Raw genomic sequence first — 17269 nt, 5'->3', positions numbered from 1 at the left:
GCAAACAGCCCGGTTTTTTTATGCGATTAGTCCGCTTGTTATTGGTTCTGTCTGGGGTTGACATCGTAATTAACAATGAAATTAACAAGTTACTCAGTTGCTCTTAGCAAAAAAAAGTAACATTAAATGTGATAATAATTCCAATAATTGAATATTCATAGGACAACAAATGAGAAAATGATAAAATTTTTTTACTTGTTACCGATAATGGATAGATGCAGTGGACTCTCAAGTAACTCAGTTGAAGAAAGATTTCTACCAGCAGATTATGGCGCAGCACGCGCATGCATTTCCAAATACGTCTTCAACATTGTCACTTTTAACTGATGAAGAGCTGGAGCAGATTGAAAGAGTTTGGATCGAGCTGATCATGTGGAAAAAATCGCAGACGCATTGACAGGTAGCGACTCATAGATATAAGGAACCCGGTGAATCAACTGATTACCGGGTTTTTTTATGTTTAGAGTTTTCAGCTATACCATTATATGGAGCTGTTTATTCGTCTGGTTGGTGGCGTTTGATAGCGATGATTTGAAAGGATTACGCTGCAATAGAGAATAATCTCTTTTTCTCTCGGGCATCTAGTGGTATTTTCTATTTGTAATATTATAACGTCACCTCTATATTCTTGGTGGGGACGCAAGTATGAAATGTTTTGATTGTTATCAATATAGAAATATCTGAGTAAGAGAGTACTGATATGGCGGATGTCCGAGCCAGAGTGGATTTAAAAGTTGGAGCAAAAAGTGATATTGATGCTGAGATCCTCTCTTTTAACGGTTTGAATACAGATAAAGAACACGTTGCTTTGATTTTTAAATCTGCAGACTTAAATCAAGAAATTCCTTTAGTGAGAATGCATTCAGAGTGCCTGACGGGGGATGTTTTTCACTCATCAAGATGTGACTGTGGTGAACAACTAGAAGAAACTATCGCTAAAATGGGAGAATCTGGTGGAATCATCCTTTACCTTCGCCAAGAAGGGCGAGGAATTGGTTTATATAATAAGATCGATGCGTATCGACTTCAAAGTCAGGGGTTGAATACTTACGAAGCAAACCGAAAGCTTGGTTTTGATGACGATCTCAGAGAGTTTTCTGAAGCTGCCCAGATGCTGAAGGCCCTGAATATCACAAAAATTCGTTTAGTCACCAATAACCCCAAGAAAGTAAATGACTTGAAAACACACGGCATTGAAATTGTCGAGATTGTTCATACCGCAGCCCACATTAAAGCTGGTAATGCCAACTATCTGAAAGCGAAAGTTAGTTATGGTAAGCATAAACTCTCATTGTAAGTAAAACCATTGAACTGATGGTCATCCCATCGCCTCATCGATTTTTTACATGTTTTGATGTCATTCCATCATAGATTGTAAATACTGCCTCTGCGTTCATTGCGACAGGAAAGAGAGATTCTCAGACTTGAGTTTGTAGTGAGTGCAGGAGGCTATTTGAATGGATGATTTGTCGCTGAGCCAATCCTTGTCAAACCTATCTTGGAGTGTCATAGTTCACTGAAATTTGGCTTAATAAGGAAAAATATGTCTCTTCAGTATCAAATAGTCCCCGTAACGGCTTTTGCTCAGAATTGTTCAATTGTTTGGTGTGATGAAACAATGAAGGGCATCGTGATTGACCCCGGTGGTGATGAAAGGCATCTTGCGGAAGTGATTCAGGGGTTAGGTGTACAGATTGTCCACATTGTTTTAACACATGGACACCTCGATCATGTTGGTGGTACTCAGATGCTGCAACAATCGCTTGGCGCTGTCGATATTATTGGCCCTCATCAGGCTGATCGGTTTTGGCTGCAAGAACTGGAAAAGCAAAGTCAGATGTTCGGGTTTCCCCGGGCGACTTCATTTGATCCCGATCAGTGGTTAAATGAGGGGGATTCGGTCTCTTTTGGTCAGCAAGTGCTTCAGGTTTACCACACTCCGGGTCATACCCCAGGTCATGTTTGTTTGTTCAGTGAATCAGCAAAGATTGCTTTTGTCGGTGATGTTTTGTTTCAGGGAAGTATCGGAAGAACGGACTTTCCTCAAGGTGACTTCGAGACATTGATTCGTTCGATCAAAACTAAGCTTTGGCCATTGGGTAATGATGTTACGTTTATTCCCGGTCATGGTCCACAGTCAACATTTGGTCATGAACGTGCTTCAAATCCTTTTGTTGCTGATGAAATGCCACTCTATTAATTAGGAGGATGATTAACGGGGCTGCTCCGGCTCTGCCGCAGCAATATAGCGTCTGGTCATCCCAATCAGTTCATCGCCTTGAATGCCCAAATCGCTCATCGGGATGAATATATCATATCCATGATAATTTCTTTGATAGCTCATCCGGTTTGCCAGCATCGCCAGTAAACCGGAATATAGCTGCCCGTCTGCTGATTTATATAAACTCGGATCCAGAACAATATCTTCAAACTCGGAAAGTCGAATGTGATGTTGTTTCATGCCCAGATAGAGCAATCCGCGCTGAGACAGTAAAATCTCACTGATAATTCGCGGACAAATACTGTCAAGGTAAGGTGAATAGGACTTCAGGCGGATACCGACCCATGGTAGCGGTTGATGCCAACCATCAATATTGTAGGTGCATTGGTTAATCTCTTGGATGTTGTTCCACTTGACCACCCAACCGCCCCGAAACGTATGTTGTTGAAAATGGGTTGCGGTCAGCGTATAGCGCACCTGGCTTTTGCGGATTAGCCAATAGAGCAGAACAGCGATCCCTGAGAATAATGCGGTATAAGCCAAAGCCAGAGAGAATGTGTTTGCTGTCATGATGATAAGCAGGGCGATTGTAGCATACGCAATTATCGCTAAGCGTACGGAGCGTTGGTGAAAATCAAATTCAAAATTCGAAAGATGAACCGTCTGCATATCTGTTCCACAATCATTTGGCTCTATGTTCTTTCTTCTATTGGCTAAAATCGCCAGTATCTGAAGAAAGCGAATATCCAGAAAAATAAGACTTGGGTTCTGATATTATTAAACTATCTGAATATAATATCGTCAAGTATTCAGAAGATACAGTGTCCCCGTCTCATTGTTAGTTTAGCGAGACTGTTTTGCTTGGTTTTTAATCACTTTTGGCCTAAAAGTGAACTTTTCATGCCAAATCATTTCTGCTGCCTATAAATTAGAGCAATATTTTGATATAAACCGCACTTTGTTTAATGAATACTGTCTCGGCAGTTGTAATGGAGAATATTCGATGAGACTTGCTCATAAGCGTAATGTGCAGAATAAACTGCAAAAGCGCATGAAAACCTTTGCTGTAAACCCGACTTTAAAACAGTCTGAAATGAAGACACAGACCCCTGTTTCTTCGAGTCAGCCAAAGGTAGCGAAAATCGTCAACGAAAATCTCACCCCGAAGCAGGCTCAAGTGCTAGACATTGTGACTCAACATGCTGATGGAATTAATCCGAAAAGCATAGGACTAGAAGCGGGCCAAGAAGAAACAAAGGCAGCTAGCTGGGCAACTGGGGCACTGAAAAAACTTTTAGAAGACAACCTTGTTGAGAAAGTGCAATTGGCTGGGAATAAGGTACTTTATAAGCGCACTTAAACCGGATACGTTCTGAAAAGATCCAGTCGTGATGTTATTCCGCTGGATCTTTTGGCAACATCAAGGTACTACGCTACCGTCAATGGGTTACTCGTGATTCAGAATGCTACCGATTTCTAACATCGGTGCTACATCAATATTGTCTGCTTTCATCATGGCTGAAAGACGCTGAATCGAAGAGAGTAGTAGTGTCTGCTCCCACTCTTCCAACTGTTGAAACTGAGAAACAAAATTATCCTGTAAGGGCTGCGGCGCTTTATGTAACAGCTCTTGGCCGAATTCCGTCAGATGAGCATGAACTTTTCGCTTGTCTGTTACGCTACGAACACGGCGTACATAACCATTCCTTTCAAGACGATCAAGAATAGTCGTGGCAGTGGCCTGACTCATATTGGTATTACGAGAAAGCTCACGTATCGTGACTTCACCTAACTGTTCAATCGAGCGCATAAGAATCAGTTGCGGCCCTGTGAGTCCTGCAATTTTACTTAATTTTTTTGAGTGAAGGTCAATAGCTCGGATGATCTGGCGTATAGCAACCAGTACTTCTTCATGTTTTTCCAAAATCAATATCCAGACTTTGAGTGATTACTAATATTTTATACGGATGACAATAACACGGACATTACCCTACTTATTCACAGAAGAAAAGTATTGATGCCATCGTCTTCTTTGCAATTATCTCCAGAAAAGAAGGTTACTGGAGGTGTGTTTGCTGAGTTGTTCAAAGGATGACATGAATGTCATTTTGTTGCAATGGTGTCATTTGTGACAATGTAACTATGGATTTTCATAAAGTAACTATTGGTTTTCATAAAATTGTAATCTGTATAAAATATTAGTACACAAAACAATCCTGTTGATAGGTGGATTAGATGCGTTGCATTTTTAACCATAAAATTCTATATAATCTGTTTTTTAGGCTATATTTTAACCGATTGATGGCATTATTAATTAGTTTAAGATAGATTAAGCTGCACGATGACGTGTTGTTCATTGTGTGTTCAAATGATTTTTAGCTGATTCGCCTAGGGATAGGTAATAATAAATTGATGGCTAAATCATAACGAGGGGAATTATGACCAAAGGTATTGATAAATATAGCATCGACAGTACGGATTATACTGTCGGGCAGGATAATGTTCAGAAATGGGGTTTTGATGTCCATAACCCTGTGTTTGGTATTAGCGCAGGACTGATTCTGTTGTTTCTTGTTGCGACGTTAATTACGGATCCTGAAACAGCTAAATCCGCTTTAGATGGCATCAAATGGCAAATCATCGGCAACTTTGACTGGCTATTTATATGGTCTGGTAACATTTTTGTGGTTTTCTGTTTGATTCTTGTCGTTTCACCATTCGGTAAAATTCGTTTGGGGGGGCAATCAGCAACAGCCGATTACTCTTATATTTCTTGGTTGGCGATGTTATTTGCCGCTGGGATGGGGATCGGGCTGATGTTCTGGAGTGTTGCTGAGCCGGTAGCCTACTATACCGGATGGTATAAAACGCCGTTAAATGTTGCAGCATACTCGCCTGATGCGGCGAAGCTTGCTTTAGGTGCAACCATGTTCCACTGGGGATTACACCCATGGGCCATTTATGGGGTTGTTGCACTGTCACTGGCATTTTTCTGCTATAACAAAGGACTGCCACTCTCAATTCGTTCAATCTTTTATCCGTTACTCGGAGACCGTGCCTGGGGATGGCCCGGACATCTGGTCGATATTCTCGCCGTCGTTGCAACATTATTTGGTTTGGCGACGTCGTTAGGGCTTGGTGCACAACAGGCTGCGAGTGGGATTCATCATGTCTTCGGGATTGATGCCGGAATCGGGTTACAGATTGTCGTTATTATTGCGGTCACTATGCTGGCAGTGATTTCAGTGGTTCGTGGTATTGATGGCGGTGTGAAAGTTATATCGAATATCAATATGATCATTGCTTTCTTGTTGTTGGTCGCTGTAGGTCTGATTGGCTATGCCGTTACGTTTGGCTCAATTAAGACAACGTTACTTTCATATATTGAAAATATCATTCCTTTGAGTAATCCTCATGGCCGTGAAGATGAAGCATGGTTCCAAGGCTGGACTGTATTCTACTGGGCTTGGTGGATCTCTTGGTCACCATTTGTCGGTATGTTCATTGCCCGGGTTTCAAAAGGTCGTACGGTGAGAGAATTTATCACTGCAGTGCTCTTTGTTCCGACACTCGTAACTGTGGTTTGGATGTCTGTATTCGGTGGTATGGCAATCGATCAAATGGTTCATCAAGTTGGTGAACTGGGCCATAAAGGGATTACTGAAGTTTCACTGGCAATGTTCCAGATGTTCGATGTCTTGCCTTACGGCAAAATACTTTCTTTAATCGGTGTTGTGTTAGTTTTGGTATTCTTTATTACCTCTTCTGACTCCGGTTCACTGGTTATCGATAGTATCACTGCGGGTGGTAAGGTTGATGCACCTGTTCCTCAGAGAATCTTCTGGGCTTCGATTGAGGGGGCGATTGCAATTGCACTGCTATGGATTGGCGGGACAGAAGCGGTTCAGGCATTACAAGCTGGTGCCATTTCGACAGCGCTGCCATTCACATTTGTCCTGCTTATGATGTGTGTCAGTCTGGTTATGGGAATGAAAACCGAGCGATTAAATTAAATTAAATTAAATTGATTGTTTCGGGTGTTTTGAAAAAGTCGGCTTATGCCGGCTTTTTTCTGTCTGAGTAAAGCCACCGGGCGAGATATAGCTGAGATTATGTCTCGTCAAATGGCTCTTATCTTAATACCTGACGCACTTGATGGGACCGTCAGGTATGGGTTCCGTCGTGAGCGATTTCAGCAAATTCTTTGCGGATTGCTAGGGGGATTTATATCCAAAAGTCACTGATCGGCCGAGAGCAATCATAGTGATGGGCAATCTGTGCCTGAAGGAGTTCTGCCGTAGCGAGTGCATCGAACAGTGCATCATGCAGTGGATAGAGTGGCAGCCCGTAACGCTCCCGCGTATTTCCTAAGCGTACTGACGGTTTCTTTTTAAAACTGTTCATCAGATTGAGAATACCACCGGATTGCTGTACCAAAATTCGTTCTTCGATATTCATAGTATCAACGACCGGAAACTCAATACCTTCTTGAATTCTTTTCTTCAGTGCCTGATCGAGAAACTGTCGCTCTATCGGATAGTAATGCACGACAATGATTTTCCCCGCCATAAGATGGAGAATTTCATCAAGGAACTCGTTTAAATCAGGTGCATCCATGATATCTGTATGCGTGATGCCATGCACAATGATGGAAGATTCTTTCAAGGGACGACGAGGTTTCACCAGCCAATGTTTAGATTGACTCAGTTTAATTCGCTCCAGCGTAAAAGGTACCGCACCAATCGTCACAATTTCATCTTTGGCCGGGTTCAGCCCTGTGGTTTCAAAGTCAAGTGCCAGAAACTCAACTTCCTCAATCGGGGTGCCAGCATCCGGCAGTAATTGTTGATAAAAATAACTGAGAGACGGGTGCGTGACTCGTTTCTGTTTGAGTTGATATTTTTTTTGCCACTCAATGCTGGGGGCTTTCAGTAATTTTTTTAGCATTTTATGATGAACGTGGTGAACTGTTAGCTTTATAACGATATTTCAAAAAGTTTTGCGCATTGCTCAAAATTTGAAATGCATCTTTCAGGTTACGTCGTTCAAAGTCCGAGAGATTTTCCGGCTCAATATTGTTGTCCGGTTCAATACGGTTCTCAACATCGTAGGCCTGATGGCGGATACGCACCATTGAAATAAATTCAAGCGCATCTCTGAGGTTTTCACCACCGCCTTTTGGAAGTAGACCGGATTCGATAATATCATCCAATCGCTCAAATGAATTTTTCGCATGTGAGCCAATCGCCAGAGCATGAACTCGAATAACATCGGCCAACGGTGCCGTCCCGCGTCGTTTTAAGTTGATGGAGTTGTTGTGGCGACCATCTTTTTCCATCACAAAGTTTTTGAAAAATCCCAGAGGCGGGGTGCGGTTCAACGCATTCCGGGCCAGACAGGCGAGAAAGCGCGGGCTTCTTTGGGCACGTCTGACAATAAAACGGTTGAGTTGTTCTGCCCAGCGAGTTTGCCCGTAAACGCCATCCAGATCGAAGAAAATCGACGCATTCAGCAGGGCTTTGGGATTCGGATCATCAATCCAATCGGAGAAGCAGATTTCCCATTCTTGACGGGTCATCCGCCACATCGGATTCGTGGCCATGATATCACCGGTACAATAGCTATAACCGCAACGAGCGAGAGCGTCACAGACGAACTGAGAGAGTTTACTGAAATAGGCATCATGTTTGTTCGCATCATAACGATTGTCGAGAATAATCGCGTTATCCTGATCCGTGACCACCAGTTGTTCATCTCTTCCCATTGAGCCGAGTGCCAGAAAGCAGTAGGGGATTGGTGGCGGACCATATTCTGCTTCCGCCAGCTCAATAATGCGTTGTTTAAAACTTCTGCCGATCACCGACATCGCTGTGCCAATCATATGGGCATTGGCATCCTCATTGACCAGCCGAACAAAACTCTCTTTAACCTGCTCGGCAATGGTAACCAAATCATCCACACTATTTTGATGGAAGATGCTACTGACTAACAACAGCGAGTTTTGTGACTGATAACGAACCAAATCGGTTGTTTCGAGGATACCTAGCGGCTTGTTCTCTTTCAGGATGGGTAAATGGTGAATTTGATGACGTAACATGACCATCATGGCTTCATAAACATAAGCGTTATGATCAAGTGTTAACAGCTCCGTTGTCATCACTTCACGAATCGGGCGCTGAGGGGAAATGGCATTTGCCAACACTCGGGTACAGAGATCTCGGTCTGTGATGATACCTAATTGCGGTTTGTCATCATGGTCATCCGCCTCAGTTTGCTCGGTATTTAAAATGAGCAGGGCAGAGACATTTTCTTCGGCCATTGTTTGTGCGGTTTCATGGATAGATGTTTCCGGTGAGATCCAGATAGCTTCCCCGGTAAGCAAATTTTTGACTTTGGCGGTGGAAAGATCATTGGTTTCCGCAGTACTGGAAATAGCATGCCGCAGTCTGGTTTTATCGTTGACCTCGACAAAGTCAGCAAAAATTTCGTAGTTCTCATACAGAGACTGGAACAGCAATTCCGGAATCCGATACACCAATGTATCTTCAATTGCTGTGACAGGAAAAACGACTTTATTATTGGTCAATAATCCCATTTGGCCAAAGAGGTCACCTTGCGAGAGACGGTTGTAAAGTTCACCTTTGCGTCGATAGACTTCGACAGCGCCACTGCGGATCATGAACAGTTCCTGAATTGCGTCGCCGCTTTGAATGATCGGGGTTCCTTTACGAAAATAGGTGATTTCTATCTGTTGAATAATCTCTTCAAGAACAGCGTCTTCAAACTCGTTGAATGGTGGGTACTGGGCAAAAAATTGTTTTATTTCCAATAATTCCGTATGCATGTAGGTTTCCCTATAACGAGATAACGAGCATTTTTATCATCATAGCAGGAAGTGACGTTGGGTTCGATGGAAGAGCATGAGATTGTTAGAAAAAAGTAAATTCAGGGCAGGTAAAAAAGCCCGACATGAGCCGGGCTACACATCAAAATCAAGAATGATGTAATGAGGTTTTTCGTGTTTTCAGGCGACTGAGAATGACACTGAAGAGTGGGCTGATGAGTAATAAAACTGCCAGCGATGTGAATGCAAGCGTAATTGGTCTTTCCCAGAGGAAACTCAGTTCGCCGTCACTGATCATCAGGGCTCGCCGAAGGTTTTCTTCCATGAGTCCGCCAAGGATGAATCCAAGTAATAACGGAGCCAGTGGAAAATTTGCCAGTCGTAACAAGATGGCTCCGATCGCAATCAAAATCATGATGAAAACATCCATGGTATTGAATGATACGAGATAGACGCCGGTAATGGAGAAAAACAGAATCATCGGCAGTAGAACAGTTCTCGGTACAGCCAGCAGACGCGAAATATAAGGAATCAGCGGAAGATTCAAAATAATTAACACGATATTGCCGAAGTACATGGAAATAATTACTGACCAGAACACATCCGGATGTTCAACAAATAAGCGTGGTCCGGGTTGAATACCATAAGCAATGAGTGCACCGAGCATAATGGCTGTGGTGCCTGAACCGGGAATACCGAGTGTCAGCAGCGGTACGAATGAACCACTGGAAGCTGCATTGTTGGCCGACTCCGGTGCAACGAGACCACGAATCGAGCCATTGCCGAATAATCCCTGTTTATCTTTGGGTGCCAGATTTCGTTCCATACCATAACTGAGGAATGCAGCGATGGTCGCACCTGCTCCGGGTAAAACACCGGTAAAGAACCCCAGAATCGAAGAGCGTATGGCAACCGGCGCTGCTTCTTTAAACTCTTCTTTGTTGATCTTCATACTCCCGAGTTCGCTCATTTTCTGAGTTTCAGTATGACGCGTATCAGCATCGGGCTTCAGGATTCCCATTAACGTTTCACCTAAGGCAAACGTGGCCATCGCCAGCATCAGAAAACTAAATCCGTCCATCAGATCCGTTAAACCAAAGGTAAATCTTTCCACACCGATACCTTTATCAATCCCAACGGTAGAAAGCATCAGCCCTAAAACGGTCATCATCCATGCTTTCAATACCTGCCCTTTGCCAGCAAAAGCAGCGACTGCTGACAGACCCACTAACATCAGTGCGAAATAGTCGGCTGACTGAAAACTGAGTGAGACGCTGGCTAATGCCGGGGCTGCAAACAGTAACATGATCGCGGAGAGTGTTCCCCCCGTGAACGAAGAGTAGGCCGCTAGCGCTAATGCTTTACCAGCTTGTCCTTTTTGAGCCATCGGGTATCCGTCAAAAGCGGTGACGACAGTCGATGAACAACCCGGCGCATTAATTAAAATTGATGAAGTCGAGCCACCAAAGATTGCACCGTAGTAGACGCCAGCCATCAGAATCAAACCGGAAGAAGGCTCCAGTCCATAAGTAATCGGGATCATCAGTGCTATCGCTGAAATCGGTCCCAATCCCGGTAACATGCCGATAAAGGTCCCGACAAAACATCCGACAACCACCATCATCAGGTTCATCGGCAGGACTGCTGTACTGAGTCCCTGAAGAATTCCATCTAACATTGCTGTCTCCTTACCAGATGGTGAAAATGACACCGGGTTCCAGATAAATATCCAGACCTTGGGTCAGCAACAGATAAAAGCTTAAGACAAAGGGAAATGACGCGCCGAACAGGACTTTTTTACGTCGTTCGCCTAACAGATAAAACCCGATAGCCAGAAAGAGCGTTGTGGCGATCACGAAGCCGACATAGGTCAGCCCAATGCCATAAAACGTCATTAGAACCAGAAAGCTAATCAGTAACTTCCAGTTGAATTGGATGACAGCACCGCTTTTTTTATCGGGTTGTCCGGTGACGAGCAGTGCAACGGAAAGAATGATGCCGACATAAGTGAGTAATATCGGTAATGTTCTGGCGGTAAAGGGTTCGTATTCGTCTCCGGGAAACATTGGAATATTGAAGGTTTGATAACCATAAACCAGACAAAGCGCGAGAAAGATCAATGCGCCAACTCTGTCGCGACATAACAAATATTCACTTGAGAGCAGTGGATTCATTTTTGTAGACATTATCCTACTCCATTGGATATGAGGGGGTCATATACAGGCAGCCTGGACGGGGGAATCTCAACAAAGGATTCAGCAAACCTGTATATGACAGTTGGTGTTCTAATCGGGTGGGAATTATTGGATAAAGCCTAATTCACGCATCAGGGTTCCCATTTGTTTTTCCTGTGCTTCAAGAAAAGCATTGAATTCTGGTGCCGGCTTATAGTTATCGACCCAACCATTCCGGTCCCGAAGTGTTTTCCATTCCGGTGTTTGGTACATTTTTTCCAGAACTTTGTCCCATTCCGCCACTTTTTCTTTGCTTACTCCCGGAGCTGCAAAGAAGCCACGCCAGTTGGCAAATACTGTCGGATTACCATACTCGGTTAACGTCGGAATATCTGGTGCGGAAGGTAGACGTTCCGGTGCGGTGACTGCCACAATCCTGATTTGCCCTGCTTTTGACATTTCAAGTACTTCACCTAAACCTGTTGAAAGGAGCTGTGTTTCTCCGGATAGCAGGGCAGCCATTGCTTTACCCCCGCCATCATATGCAATGTAACGAACAGCTCTCGGATCGAAGTTTTCCCCCTTGAATGCTTCAGCGATGACCAGATGATCCATGCTTCCTCGGGCTGAGCCGCCAGCAACCTTGATTTTCCGGGGGTTATCTTGGAAATCGGCAACAATATCCTTCCACGTTTTATATTTTGAATCGGCACGTACGACAATGGCACTGTAGTCAGAAACAATTGAAGCGACAGGAGTCATGTCCCGAAACGACTGAGGGAAAACACCAGAAAGGGAGCGAACAACAATCGGACTAGAGTTAACCATCAGGGTATCTTGCTGGCGGTCTGCCGTTTCAATCAGATGAGCAATTGCTTTACCGCCACCGCCTCCGGACATGTTTTGAAAAGAGACGCTGTTAATAAGCTTAGATTTAAATAACACATCACCTGTTCCCCGTGCCGTCATGTCCCAGCCACCTCCGGCTCCTCCGGGTACCAGAAAATGGATTTCCTCAATGTCCGCCGCCAGAGCACTGATGGAAAAGCCAGCTGCGAGCATGGATATGATCAGGCGAGTTTTCAGTTGTTTCATAATTCACGTTCCTTTTGCAGTGTGCAATTTATGCTTTATGTTTTGTTCGTTTTATTGTTGTCGTTGTGGGATCTCTTCATCCGCGTTACATGGGAAAGTTATACAAATGTTAATTATTTGTCCTGTTTATGGTAATAAAAGAGAATAATGATCATTAAAGATATTTTGTTCATATTGGTCATGGTGTGTAATACGTTGAATCAATCACAGTTATTCGTGATGTTACTCTTAACAATATTAAATAAGTGTTAATGTACTGATTCGCTTCTGGAGGTACATATGACATGGAATGAGATTAGTTTTCGTAAACGGATGTTGATCATCATGACGTTTTCAGGACTAGTTGAGTTGCTGATTCTTGCATTGGCCGGTTTTTCTTATATTCGTCATCAGCAAGAAGAAGATATGGGCCAGAAGGCATTGCGTGTTGCTACTTTCTTGTCTGAGTCCCCGGCAGTGATTGAGATGATTCGTCAGGAAGATACCAGTCAGCAACAGTATTACCGTGATCTGACTTATATGATCGGGGCTGCATTTATTGTGATTGGTAATCGTCAGGGGATTCGGTTGGTTCACCCGTTGGGGCAGCGGATTGGTCTGCCAATGGTTGGGGGAGATAACCAGAAAGCACTGCGAGAAGGGCAATCTTATATCTCGTTTGCGCATGGGTCTCTAGGCCGTTCAGTGCGGGGAAAATCTGCGGTTATTGATGCATCGGGTCATATCATTGGTGTGGTGTCGGTCGGCTATCTGATTGAGCGATTGCAAGATAGGGTTGAACCCTATTTGCACTATCTATTGATTATTGTGGTGCTGGTGGTTGTTGTGAATGGACTCGTTTCCGGATATATATCTCAGCGTTTTCAAAAAGCTATTTTAGGTTTCGAGCCTGAAGAGATCGGTCGTCTCTACGGAGAGCTCGATGTCACGATGAGCACGTTAAAAGAAGGCATTCTGAGTATTGATGAAAAGGGTTATCTTCGCTCAATCAACCGAAGTGCCTGCGATATTCTGGGGATCGATAAAGACAAAGCGCTGAATCGTTTATTAACGGATTCACTGCACGATAGTAATCTTTACACCCTGCTGGAAACCGGACAAATCGATAGCGATATTGAATTATATCTCAATCATCAATGGCTGATCGCCAACCGGAGCCCGATTGTTGTCGATGGGCGGGTTGTTGGTGCTGTTGCCAGCTTCCGGTTGCGTGATGAAATTAATGACTTAACCGAGCAGCTTTCCCAAACGAAAGCTTATGCAGAACTGTTGCGATCACAGACGCATGAACATAGAAATAAGCTGAACACAATCAGTGGATTAGTTCAAATGGGAGAACTGGAAGCTGTTCAACAGCTTATTGGCCAGGAAACCGAACATTATCAGACATTGATCGAGTTTTTGCGTGGTGCGATTAAAGATCCGTTGATCGCGGGAATGTTGCTGGGTAAAAGTGAACGGGCACGGGAATTGTCGTTGGAGCTGCAGGTTGAAGAGGGAACGACGCTGGATACATTACCTGAGCACCTCCATGCTGAAGACGTTGTGACGATATTGGGGAATTTAATTGATAATGCTTTTGAAGCGGTATTGACATCGGTACGGCAAAGTAAACACATTGCTTATGAGCGGCGTATTATTGATGTGTCTATCAGTGATTATGGCAATGAGATTATTCTGGAAGTGGATGATCAAGGATGTGGTCTGCCGGAAGGGGTCAGTGTCGATATGCTGACAGAAAGAGGCGTATCAAGTAAAAGCCATCAGGGACGAGGGGTTGGATTGTTTTTGGTGCAGCAGTTGACTGACAGATATCACGGACAGTTGGAAATGTTCGACAAAAAAGGAAATGGCACAAGAATGACGGTTTATTTGCCCAAGGAACCATTGATATGAATACCAGAGTCATGATTATTGAAGATGATCTGGTGATTGCTCAGCTTCATCAGCGTTATTTGGAACAAATCGGTGGATTCGAGGTTGTCGGCATTGCAACCAATAAAATAGAGGCTGAGATACAACTGTCACTTCTTGCACCGGATTTGGTTCTTTTAGATGTTTATTTACCTGATGGAACTGGATTGGATATTTTGCAGCAGTCGAGAAACAATCAGGATCAGTGTGATGTTATTTTGATTACGGCAGCTAGGGATGTCGGCACATTACAACAGGCAATGCGTTATGGTGTGGTTGATTATTTACTGAAACCGGTCGTGTTTTCCCGCCTTGAATCAGCGATGCAAAAGTATCAGCTACTACGACAACAGCTGACGGAAGCGGGGGGGCTTGATCAGGGATTGGTGGATAAAATGCTCTCGAGCTCGACAGGGGCGTCAACAACATGTGTGGAGAAACTTCCGAAAGGGATTGATGCAGTGACTTTGGATAAAATCCGCAAACTTTTTCAAGACAATGTCTCGCTGACTGCGGATGAGGCCGGCGAACAAATTGGAGCAAGCCGAACCACTGCCAGACGTTATCTGGAGTATCTGAATGGTACCGGGGAGCTTATCTCTGATGTTAACTACGGGACTGTGGGCCGTCCTGAACGCCGCTATCAGCGTAAGGGATAGGAAGATGAGAGATGACAATACACTCAGTGGGCTGTTGGCCCACGGAGTGTATTGATAAGAGATGATGACGAGATGAGATACAGTTCTTAAGCAGCAGGGGAGAGCTGCGTTAAGAAATGGTCAATGTGCTGTCCTACTTCTGCGGGAGTTGAAGCCCGTCTCATCTGTTCCATCGCAGGGAGCTGATTATTTTGGAAATATTCAGCTGAAACAAAAGCATCACTGGCATGATAGCGTAATGTATCTTGATCGGCTGAACCATCGCCAACAATAATAAACTTCCCTGTGGTTTTATGCTGACGTTTCCATTGCTCTATCACCTGTACTTTTCCTTTTGAGGAAAGCAATGGTGAAGGTCGTATACTGAGCACTCTGTTCCCTAGCCAGATAAAACGATTTGCGGTGAGTTGATCGTATTGAATCTCCCATGCATTTAATAAAGGTGCAATCCATTCTGTATAACCGCCAGAAATAACATGTAGTTTGATACCTTTGTCGGTCAACGAACGAAATGTTTCTTTTAGTACGGGGTCCAAAGCATCCACTCGGCTTGCGACATACTGCTCGACCGTTTGTTTAGTGACAAACATCGCAGTTCTGAGCATGATCAACTTCTCTTGCCAAGTCGCACGCCCGGCAAATGCACGAGGCGCGATTTCTGCCAGATACCGCATTGTGTCATCTCCGCCTTTTTTATGACTCAATGCGATTTTCAAGACTTCTACCGTACTCTCTTCCGGAAGTAACGTATTATCAAAATCAAAGATAACATTCATAACTGCTTTAACTGCTCTTTGTAACTATATTTATCGTCTCTGGTCCAGTGGGTTGCCGGTATATTGAGATAATCGGCGATAGCCTGTTGAACCGTGTCTGCAAACTCTTGCGGAGCCTGCTCCCGAGAGTAGTGAAGCTTGTCCAGATAGGTCACTTCAAAATGGATATAAGGCATCATGAGAATCGTCATGAAGCGGACATACCCCGGAGACATCATCGGACTGGGCGACAGTCCAAAAGGAAGTCTGACTTTTAAAGCGACCGGAACCACCGGTTGTCCCCTGATCATAAACTCAGGGCGAAAGCGAAATAGGGCTTGCCCGTTATTGAGTGTAGCTTCAGGGGTGATGTATAACGCGTGTTTTTCCGGTGTTTTATTCCATTCTCTAAAACATTGCACTAACTGTCGTTGGTTTCTGACGAGCCAATAGCTGGAATTCGAGCCTTTAAATAAGATATAGCCAACGAATTTACCCAGTGGGCTATCCGCTTTATCGATCATCAGTGTCGCATGTGGCATTGCCAAACCCGGAATATGATCAAAAATACTGACATGTGTTGATGCGACAACACATCCGGCAGTATGTTGACCCACCGCTTCCGGCGTCATATTACAGCGCACCTGTATACCTAACAGTCGAATGAAGACCCGGTATACCGATTTTCTTTTAGCATGCGGAAATATCGGAAACACAAGCCCGTAAGCACCTATCAGCAACAGACGAAACAGCAAGAGTATCAATCCGAATGGCATATATAGAACTGTCAACGCAGAAAAATGGTTCCATAATTTCACATCACATAATGTCGAGATAGGGACATCCTGACGTAATGTGGATTGCTCAATATTTTGCATGTACTGTTTCCCGTGCTTCTTGTTTTTGAATGTACTGGTATAGTTTTTGAGCCGTACTTTCGTTTTTGTCTCTGACCTTGAAAAAATTATCCCGGTCATAATCAATCTTGAGATGGTCACCGAATGGGGTGGAAACAATCCGACACTGTTCACGGTCAAGATTGAGGTATTTCAGATTCATCTGAATTGCACGAGTGTGTTTGATGTTTGTGAGTGTGTAAACTGACGTGAACCCCAGTACATCAAAAGCCCAGCATAATGCTGTATGTCCCGCCAAATATGTCCAGGGTGTTCCCCAGTATTTTGGTAAATAACGCATACCGAAGTTAATCCCAAATTGCTTCTCTTCAAATCCTGCGTACCCCATGAAAGGCGCATTGGCACCTTGAGAAACAACCCAGCGAGCCCATCCTTTTTCTTCCTGATTTTGTCTGAATCGTTCGACTTCGTCTTTGATGATATTGATTGTTCTTGCCTGTCCGGAAGAAATAAACTTCATATTTTCTTCATCGGAAGCCAGTGCCGCATACCCCTGTATATCCTCATCATTCCACTTGCGCAGCGTGATGCCATATTTGCTACATATAACGTTATTCATATCTACCTACCGCCAAACTTCAGTTGTTCAATTGTTTATCATCGTCACATTGTTCAATGTGATTCCTAAATGGGGACAATTGTGTCAGTGATGTTCCCCAATCCGATGTTTCTACATCTCGTTCTAATACA

At 43.9% G+C, this 17269-nt stretch carries 17 protein-coding genes; 7 read left to right on the top strand and 10 right to left on the bottom strand.

Annotated elements, in window-relative coordinates; all coding sequences use genetic code 11:
- The first annotated feature begins 220 nt into the window (after window positions 1-220).
- From AC55NX_RS13955 to AC55NX_RS13945, 3 genes are all read left to right on the top strand, one after another.
- Window positions 221-397: a hypothetical protein gene (locus AC55NX_RS13955; RefSeq protein ID WP_059120705.1), complete on the top strand. Its 177-nt coding sequence runs from the start codon at window positions 221-223 to the stop codon at window positions 395-397.
- A gap of 303 nt (window positions 398-700) precedes the next feature.
- The gene (locus AC55NX_RS13950; RefSeq protein WP_496996298.1) at window positions 701-1297 is read left to right on the top strand and encodes a GTP cyclohydrolase II; all 597 of its coding nucleotides are present in this window, start codon (window positions 701-703) and stop codon (window positions 1295-1297) included.
- A 246-nt stretch (window positions 1298-1543) separates the two neighbouring features.
- A complete protein-coding gene (locus AC55NX_RS13945; protein ID WP_496996297.1) occupies window positions 1544-2200 on the top strand; it encodes an MBL fold metallo-hydrolase in 657 nt (218 codons plus the stop codon).
- A gap of 12 nt (window positions 2201-2212) precedes the next feature.
- Here AC55NX_RS13945 and AC55NX_RS13940 read toward each other — a convergent pair whose 3' ends face one another.
- Entirely contained in the window at window positions 2213-2890 is a 678-nt protein-coding gene (locus AC55NX_RS13940; protein WP_496996296.1) for a DUF2982 domain-containing protein, read from the bottom strand.
- A gap of 220 nt (window positions 2891-3110) precedes the next feature.
- Here AC55NX_RS13940 and AC55NX_RS13935 point away from each other — a divergent pair, with 220 nt between their 5' ends.
- Window positions 3111-3581: a hypothetical protein gene (locus AC55NX_RS13935; RefSeq protein ID WP_496996295.1), complete on the top strand. Its 471-nt coding sequence runs from the start codon at window positions 3111-3113 to the stop codon at window positions 3579-3581.
- A gap of 87 nt (window positions 3582-3668) precedes the next feature.
- Here the strand turns inward: AC55NX_RS13935 and AC55NX_RS13930 are convergent, their stop codons facing one another.
- Window positions 3669-4145 carry a MarR family winged helix-turn-helix transcriptional regulator gene (locus tag AC55NX_RS13930; protein ID WP_021020369.1) on the bottom strand — a complete coding sequence of 159 codons (477 nt, stop codon included), beginning with the start codon at window positions 4143-4145 and terminating at the stop codon, window positions 3669-3671.
- A gap of 514 nt (window positions 4146-4659) precedes the next feature.
- On the opposite strand from AC55NX_RS13930, the gene AC55NX_RS13925 reads away from it, so the two are divergent.
- Window positions 4660-6234, top strand: a complete 1575-nt coding sequence (locus tag AC55NX_RS13925; RefSeq protein ID WP_496996294.1) for a BCCT family transporter — start codon at window positions 4660-4662, stop codon at window positions 6232-6234.
- 211 nt (window positions 6235-6445) lie between these two features.
- Here AC55NX_RS13925 and AC55NX_RS13920 read toward each other — a convergent pair whose 3' ends face one another.
- From AC55NX_RS13920 to AC55NX_RS13900, 5 genes are all read right to left on the bottom strand, one after another.
- Window positions 6446-7168 (bottom strand): 3'-5' exonuclease, encoded by a 723-nt coding sequence (locus tag AC55NX_RS13920; RefSeq protein ID WP_496996293.1) that lies wholly within the window; start codon window positions 7166-7168, stop codon window positions 6446-6448.
- A gap of 1 nt (window position 7169) precedes the next feature.
- Window positions 7170-9065: a DUF294 nucleotidyltransferase-like domain-containing protein gene (locus AC55NX_RS13915; RefSeq protein ID WP_496996292.1), complete on the bottom strand. Its 1896-nt coding sequence runs from the start codon at window positions 9063-9065 to the stop codon at window positions 7170-7172.
- Between the two features lie 148 nt (window positions 9066-9213).
- Window positions 9214-10743, bottom strand: coding sequence for a tripartite tricarboxylate transporter permease (locus AC55NX_RS13910; RefSeq protein ID WP_496996291.1), 1530 nt, complete (start codon window positions 10741-10743; stop codon window positions 9214-9216).
- Between the two features lie 10 nt (window positions 10744-10753).
- Window positions 10754-11251: a tripartite tricarboxylate transporter TctB family protein gene (locus AC55NX_RS13905; protein ID WP_496996290.1), complete on the bottom strand. Its 498-nt coding sequence runs from the start codon at window positions 11249-11251 to the stop codon at window positions 10754-10756.
- 114 nt (window positions 11252-11365) lie between these two features.
- Entirely contained in the window at window positions 11366-12337 is a 972-nt protein-coding gene (locus tag AC55NX_RS13900; RefSeq protein ID WP_496996304.1) for a tripartite tricarboxylate transporter substrate binding protein, read from the bottom strand.
- Between the two features lie 276 nt (window positions 12338-12613).
- On the opposite strand from AC55NX_RS13900, the gene AC55NX_RS13895 reads away from it, so the two are divergent.
- Together AC55NX_RS13895 and AC55NX_RS13890 are read left to right on the top strand one after the other, a co-directional pair.
- Entirely contained in the window at window positions 12614-14230 is a 1617-nt protein-coding gene (locus AC55NX_RS13895; protein WP_496996289.1) for a sensor histidine kinase, read from the top strand.
- Window positions 14227-14907: a response regulator gene (locus AC55NX_RS13890; RefSeq protein WP_496996288.1), complete on the top strand. Its 681-nt coding sequence runs from the start codon at window positions 14227-14229 to the stop codon at window positions 14905-14907. The genes AC55NX_RS13895 and AC55NX_RS13890 overlap by 4 nt, the downstream gene beginning before the upstream one ends.
- An 86-nt stretch (window positions 14908-14993) precedes the next feature.
- Here the strand turns inward: AC55NX_RS13890 and AC55NX_RS13885 are convergent, their stop codons facing one another.
- Genes AC55NX_RS13885 through AC55NX_RS13875 form a run of 3 tightly spaced genes read right to left on the bottom strand, consistent with a single transcriptional unit; the run spans window position 14994 to window position 17138 of the window.
- Entirely contained in the window at window positions 14994-15683 is a 690-nt protein-coding gene (locus AC55NX_RS13885; RefSeq protein WP_496996287.1) for an HAD-IB family phosphatase, read from the bottom strand.
- Entirely contained in the window at window positions 15680-16540 is an 861-nt protein-coding gene (locus tag AC55NX_RS13880; RefSeq protein ID WP_496996286.1) for a lysophospholipid acyltransferase family protein, read from the bottom strand. The genes AC55NX_RS13885 and AC55NX_RS13880 overlap by 4 nt, the downstream gene beginning before the upstream one ends.
- Entirely contained in the window at window positions 16527-17138 is a 612-nt protein-coding gene (locus AC55NX_RS13875; protein ID WP_496996285.1) for a GNAT family N-acetyltransferase, read from the bottom strand. The genes AC55NX_RS13880 and AC55NX_RS13875 overlap by 14 nt, the downstream gene beginning before the upstream one ends.
- Window positions 17139-17269: the final 131 nt, after the last annotated feature.

This window comes from Vibrio rubrogenes (assembly GCF_059641415.1).
The sequence above is the reverse complement of the archived record's forward strand: the minus strand, read 5'-3'. Positions and strand labels throughout refer to the sequence as shown.

Bases quoted from the DNA above. Each gene is read 5' to 3' on its own strand.
- AC55NX_RS13950 (WP_496996298.1), top strand. From the start codon at position 701: ATGGCGGATGTCCGAGCCAGAGTGGATTTAAAAGTTGGAGCAAAAAGT.
- AC55NX_RS13945 (WP_496996297.1), top strand. From the start codon at position 1,544: ATGTCTCTTCAGTATCAAATAGTCCCCGTAACGGCTTTTGCTCAGAAT.
- AC55NX_RS13940 (WP_496996296.1), bottom strand. From the start codon at position 2,890: ATGCAGACGGTTCATCTTTCGAATTTTGAATTTGATTTTCACCAACGC.
- AC55NX_RS13925 (WP_496996294.1), top strand. From the start codon at position 4,660: ATGACCAAAGGTATTGATAAATATAGCATCGACAGTACGGATTATACT.
- AC55NX_RS13920 (WP_496996293.1), bottom strand. From the start codon at position 7,168: ATGCTAAAAAAATTACTGAAAGCCCCCAGCATTGAGTGGCAAAAAAAA.
- AC55NX_RS13915 (WP_496996292.1), bottom strand. From the start codon at position 9,065: ATGCATACGGAATTATTGGAAATAAAACAATTTTTTGCCCAGTACCCA.
- AC55NX_RS13910 (WP_496996291.1), bottom strand. From the start codon at position 10,743: ATGTTAGATGGAATTCTTCAGGGACTCAGTACAGCAGTCCTGCCGATG.
- AC55NX_RS13905 (WP_496996290.1), bottom strand. From the start codon at position 11,251: ATGTCTACAAAAATGAATCCACTGCTCTCAAGTGAATATTTGTTATGT.
- AC55NX_RS13895 (WP_496996289.1), top strand. From the start codon at position 12,614: ATGACATGGAATGAGATTAGTTTTCGTAAACGGATGTTGATCATCATG.
- AC55NX_RS13890 (WP_496996288.1), top strand. From the start codon at position 14,227: ATGAATACCAGAGTCATGATTATTGAAGATGATCTGGTGATTGCTCAG.
- AC55NX_RS13885 (WP_496996287.1), bottom strand. From the start codon at position 15,683: ATGAATGTTATCTTTGATTTTGATAATACGTTACTTCCGGAAGAGAGT.
- AC55NX_RS13880 (WP_496996286.1), bottom strand. From the start codon at position 16,540: ATGCAAAATATTGAGCAATCCACATTACGTCAGGATGTCCCTATCTCG.
- AC55NX_RS13875 (WP_496996285.1), bottom strand. From the start codon at position 17,138: ATGAATAACGTTATATGTAGCAAATATGGCATCACGCTGCGCAAGTGG.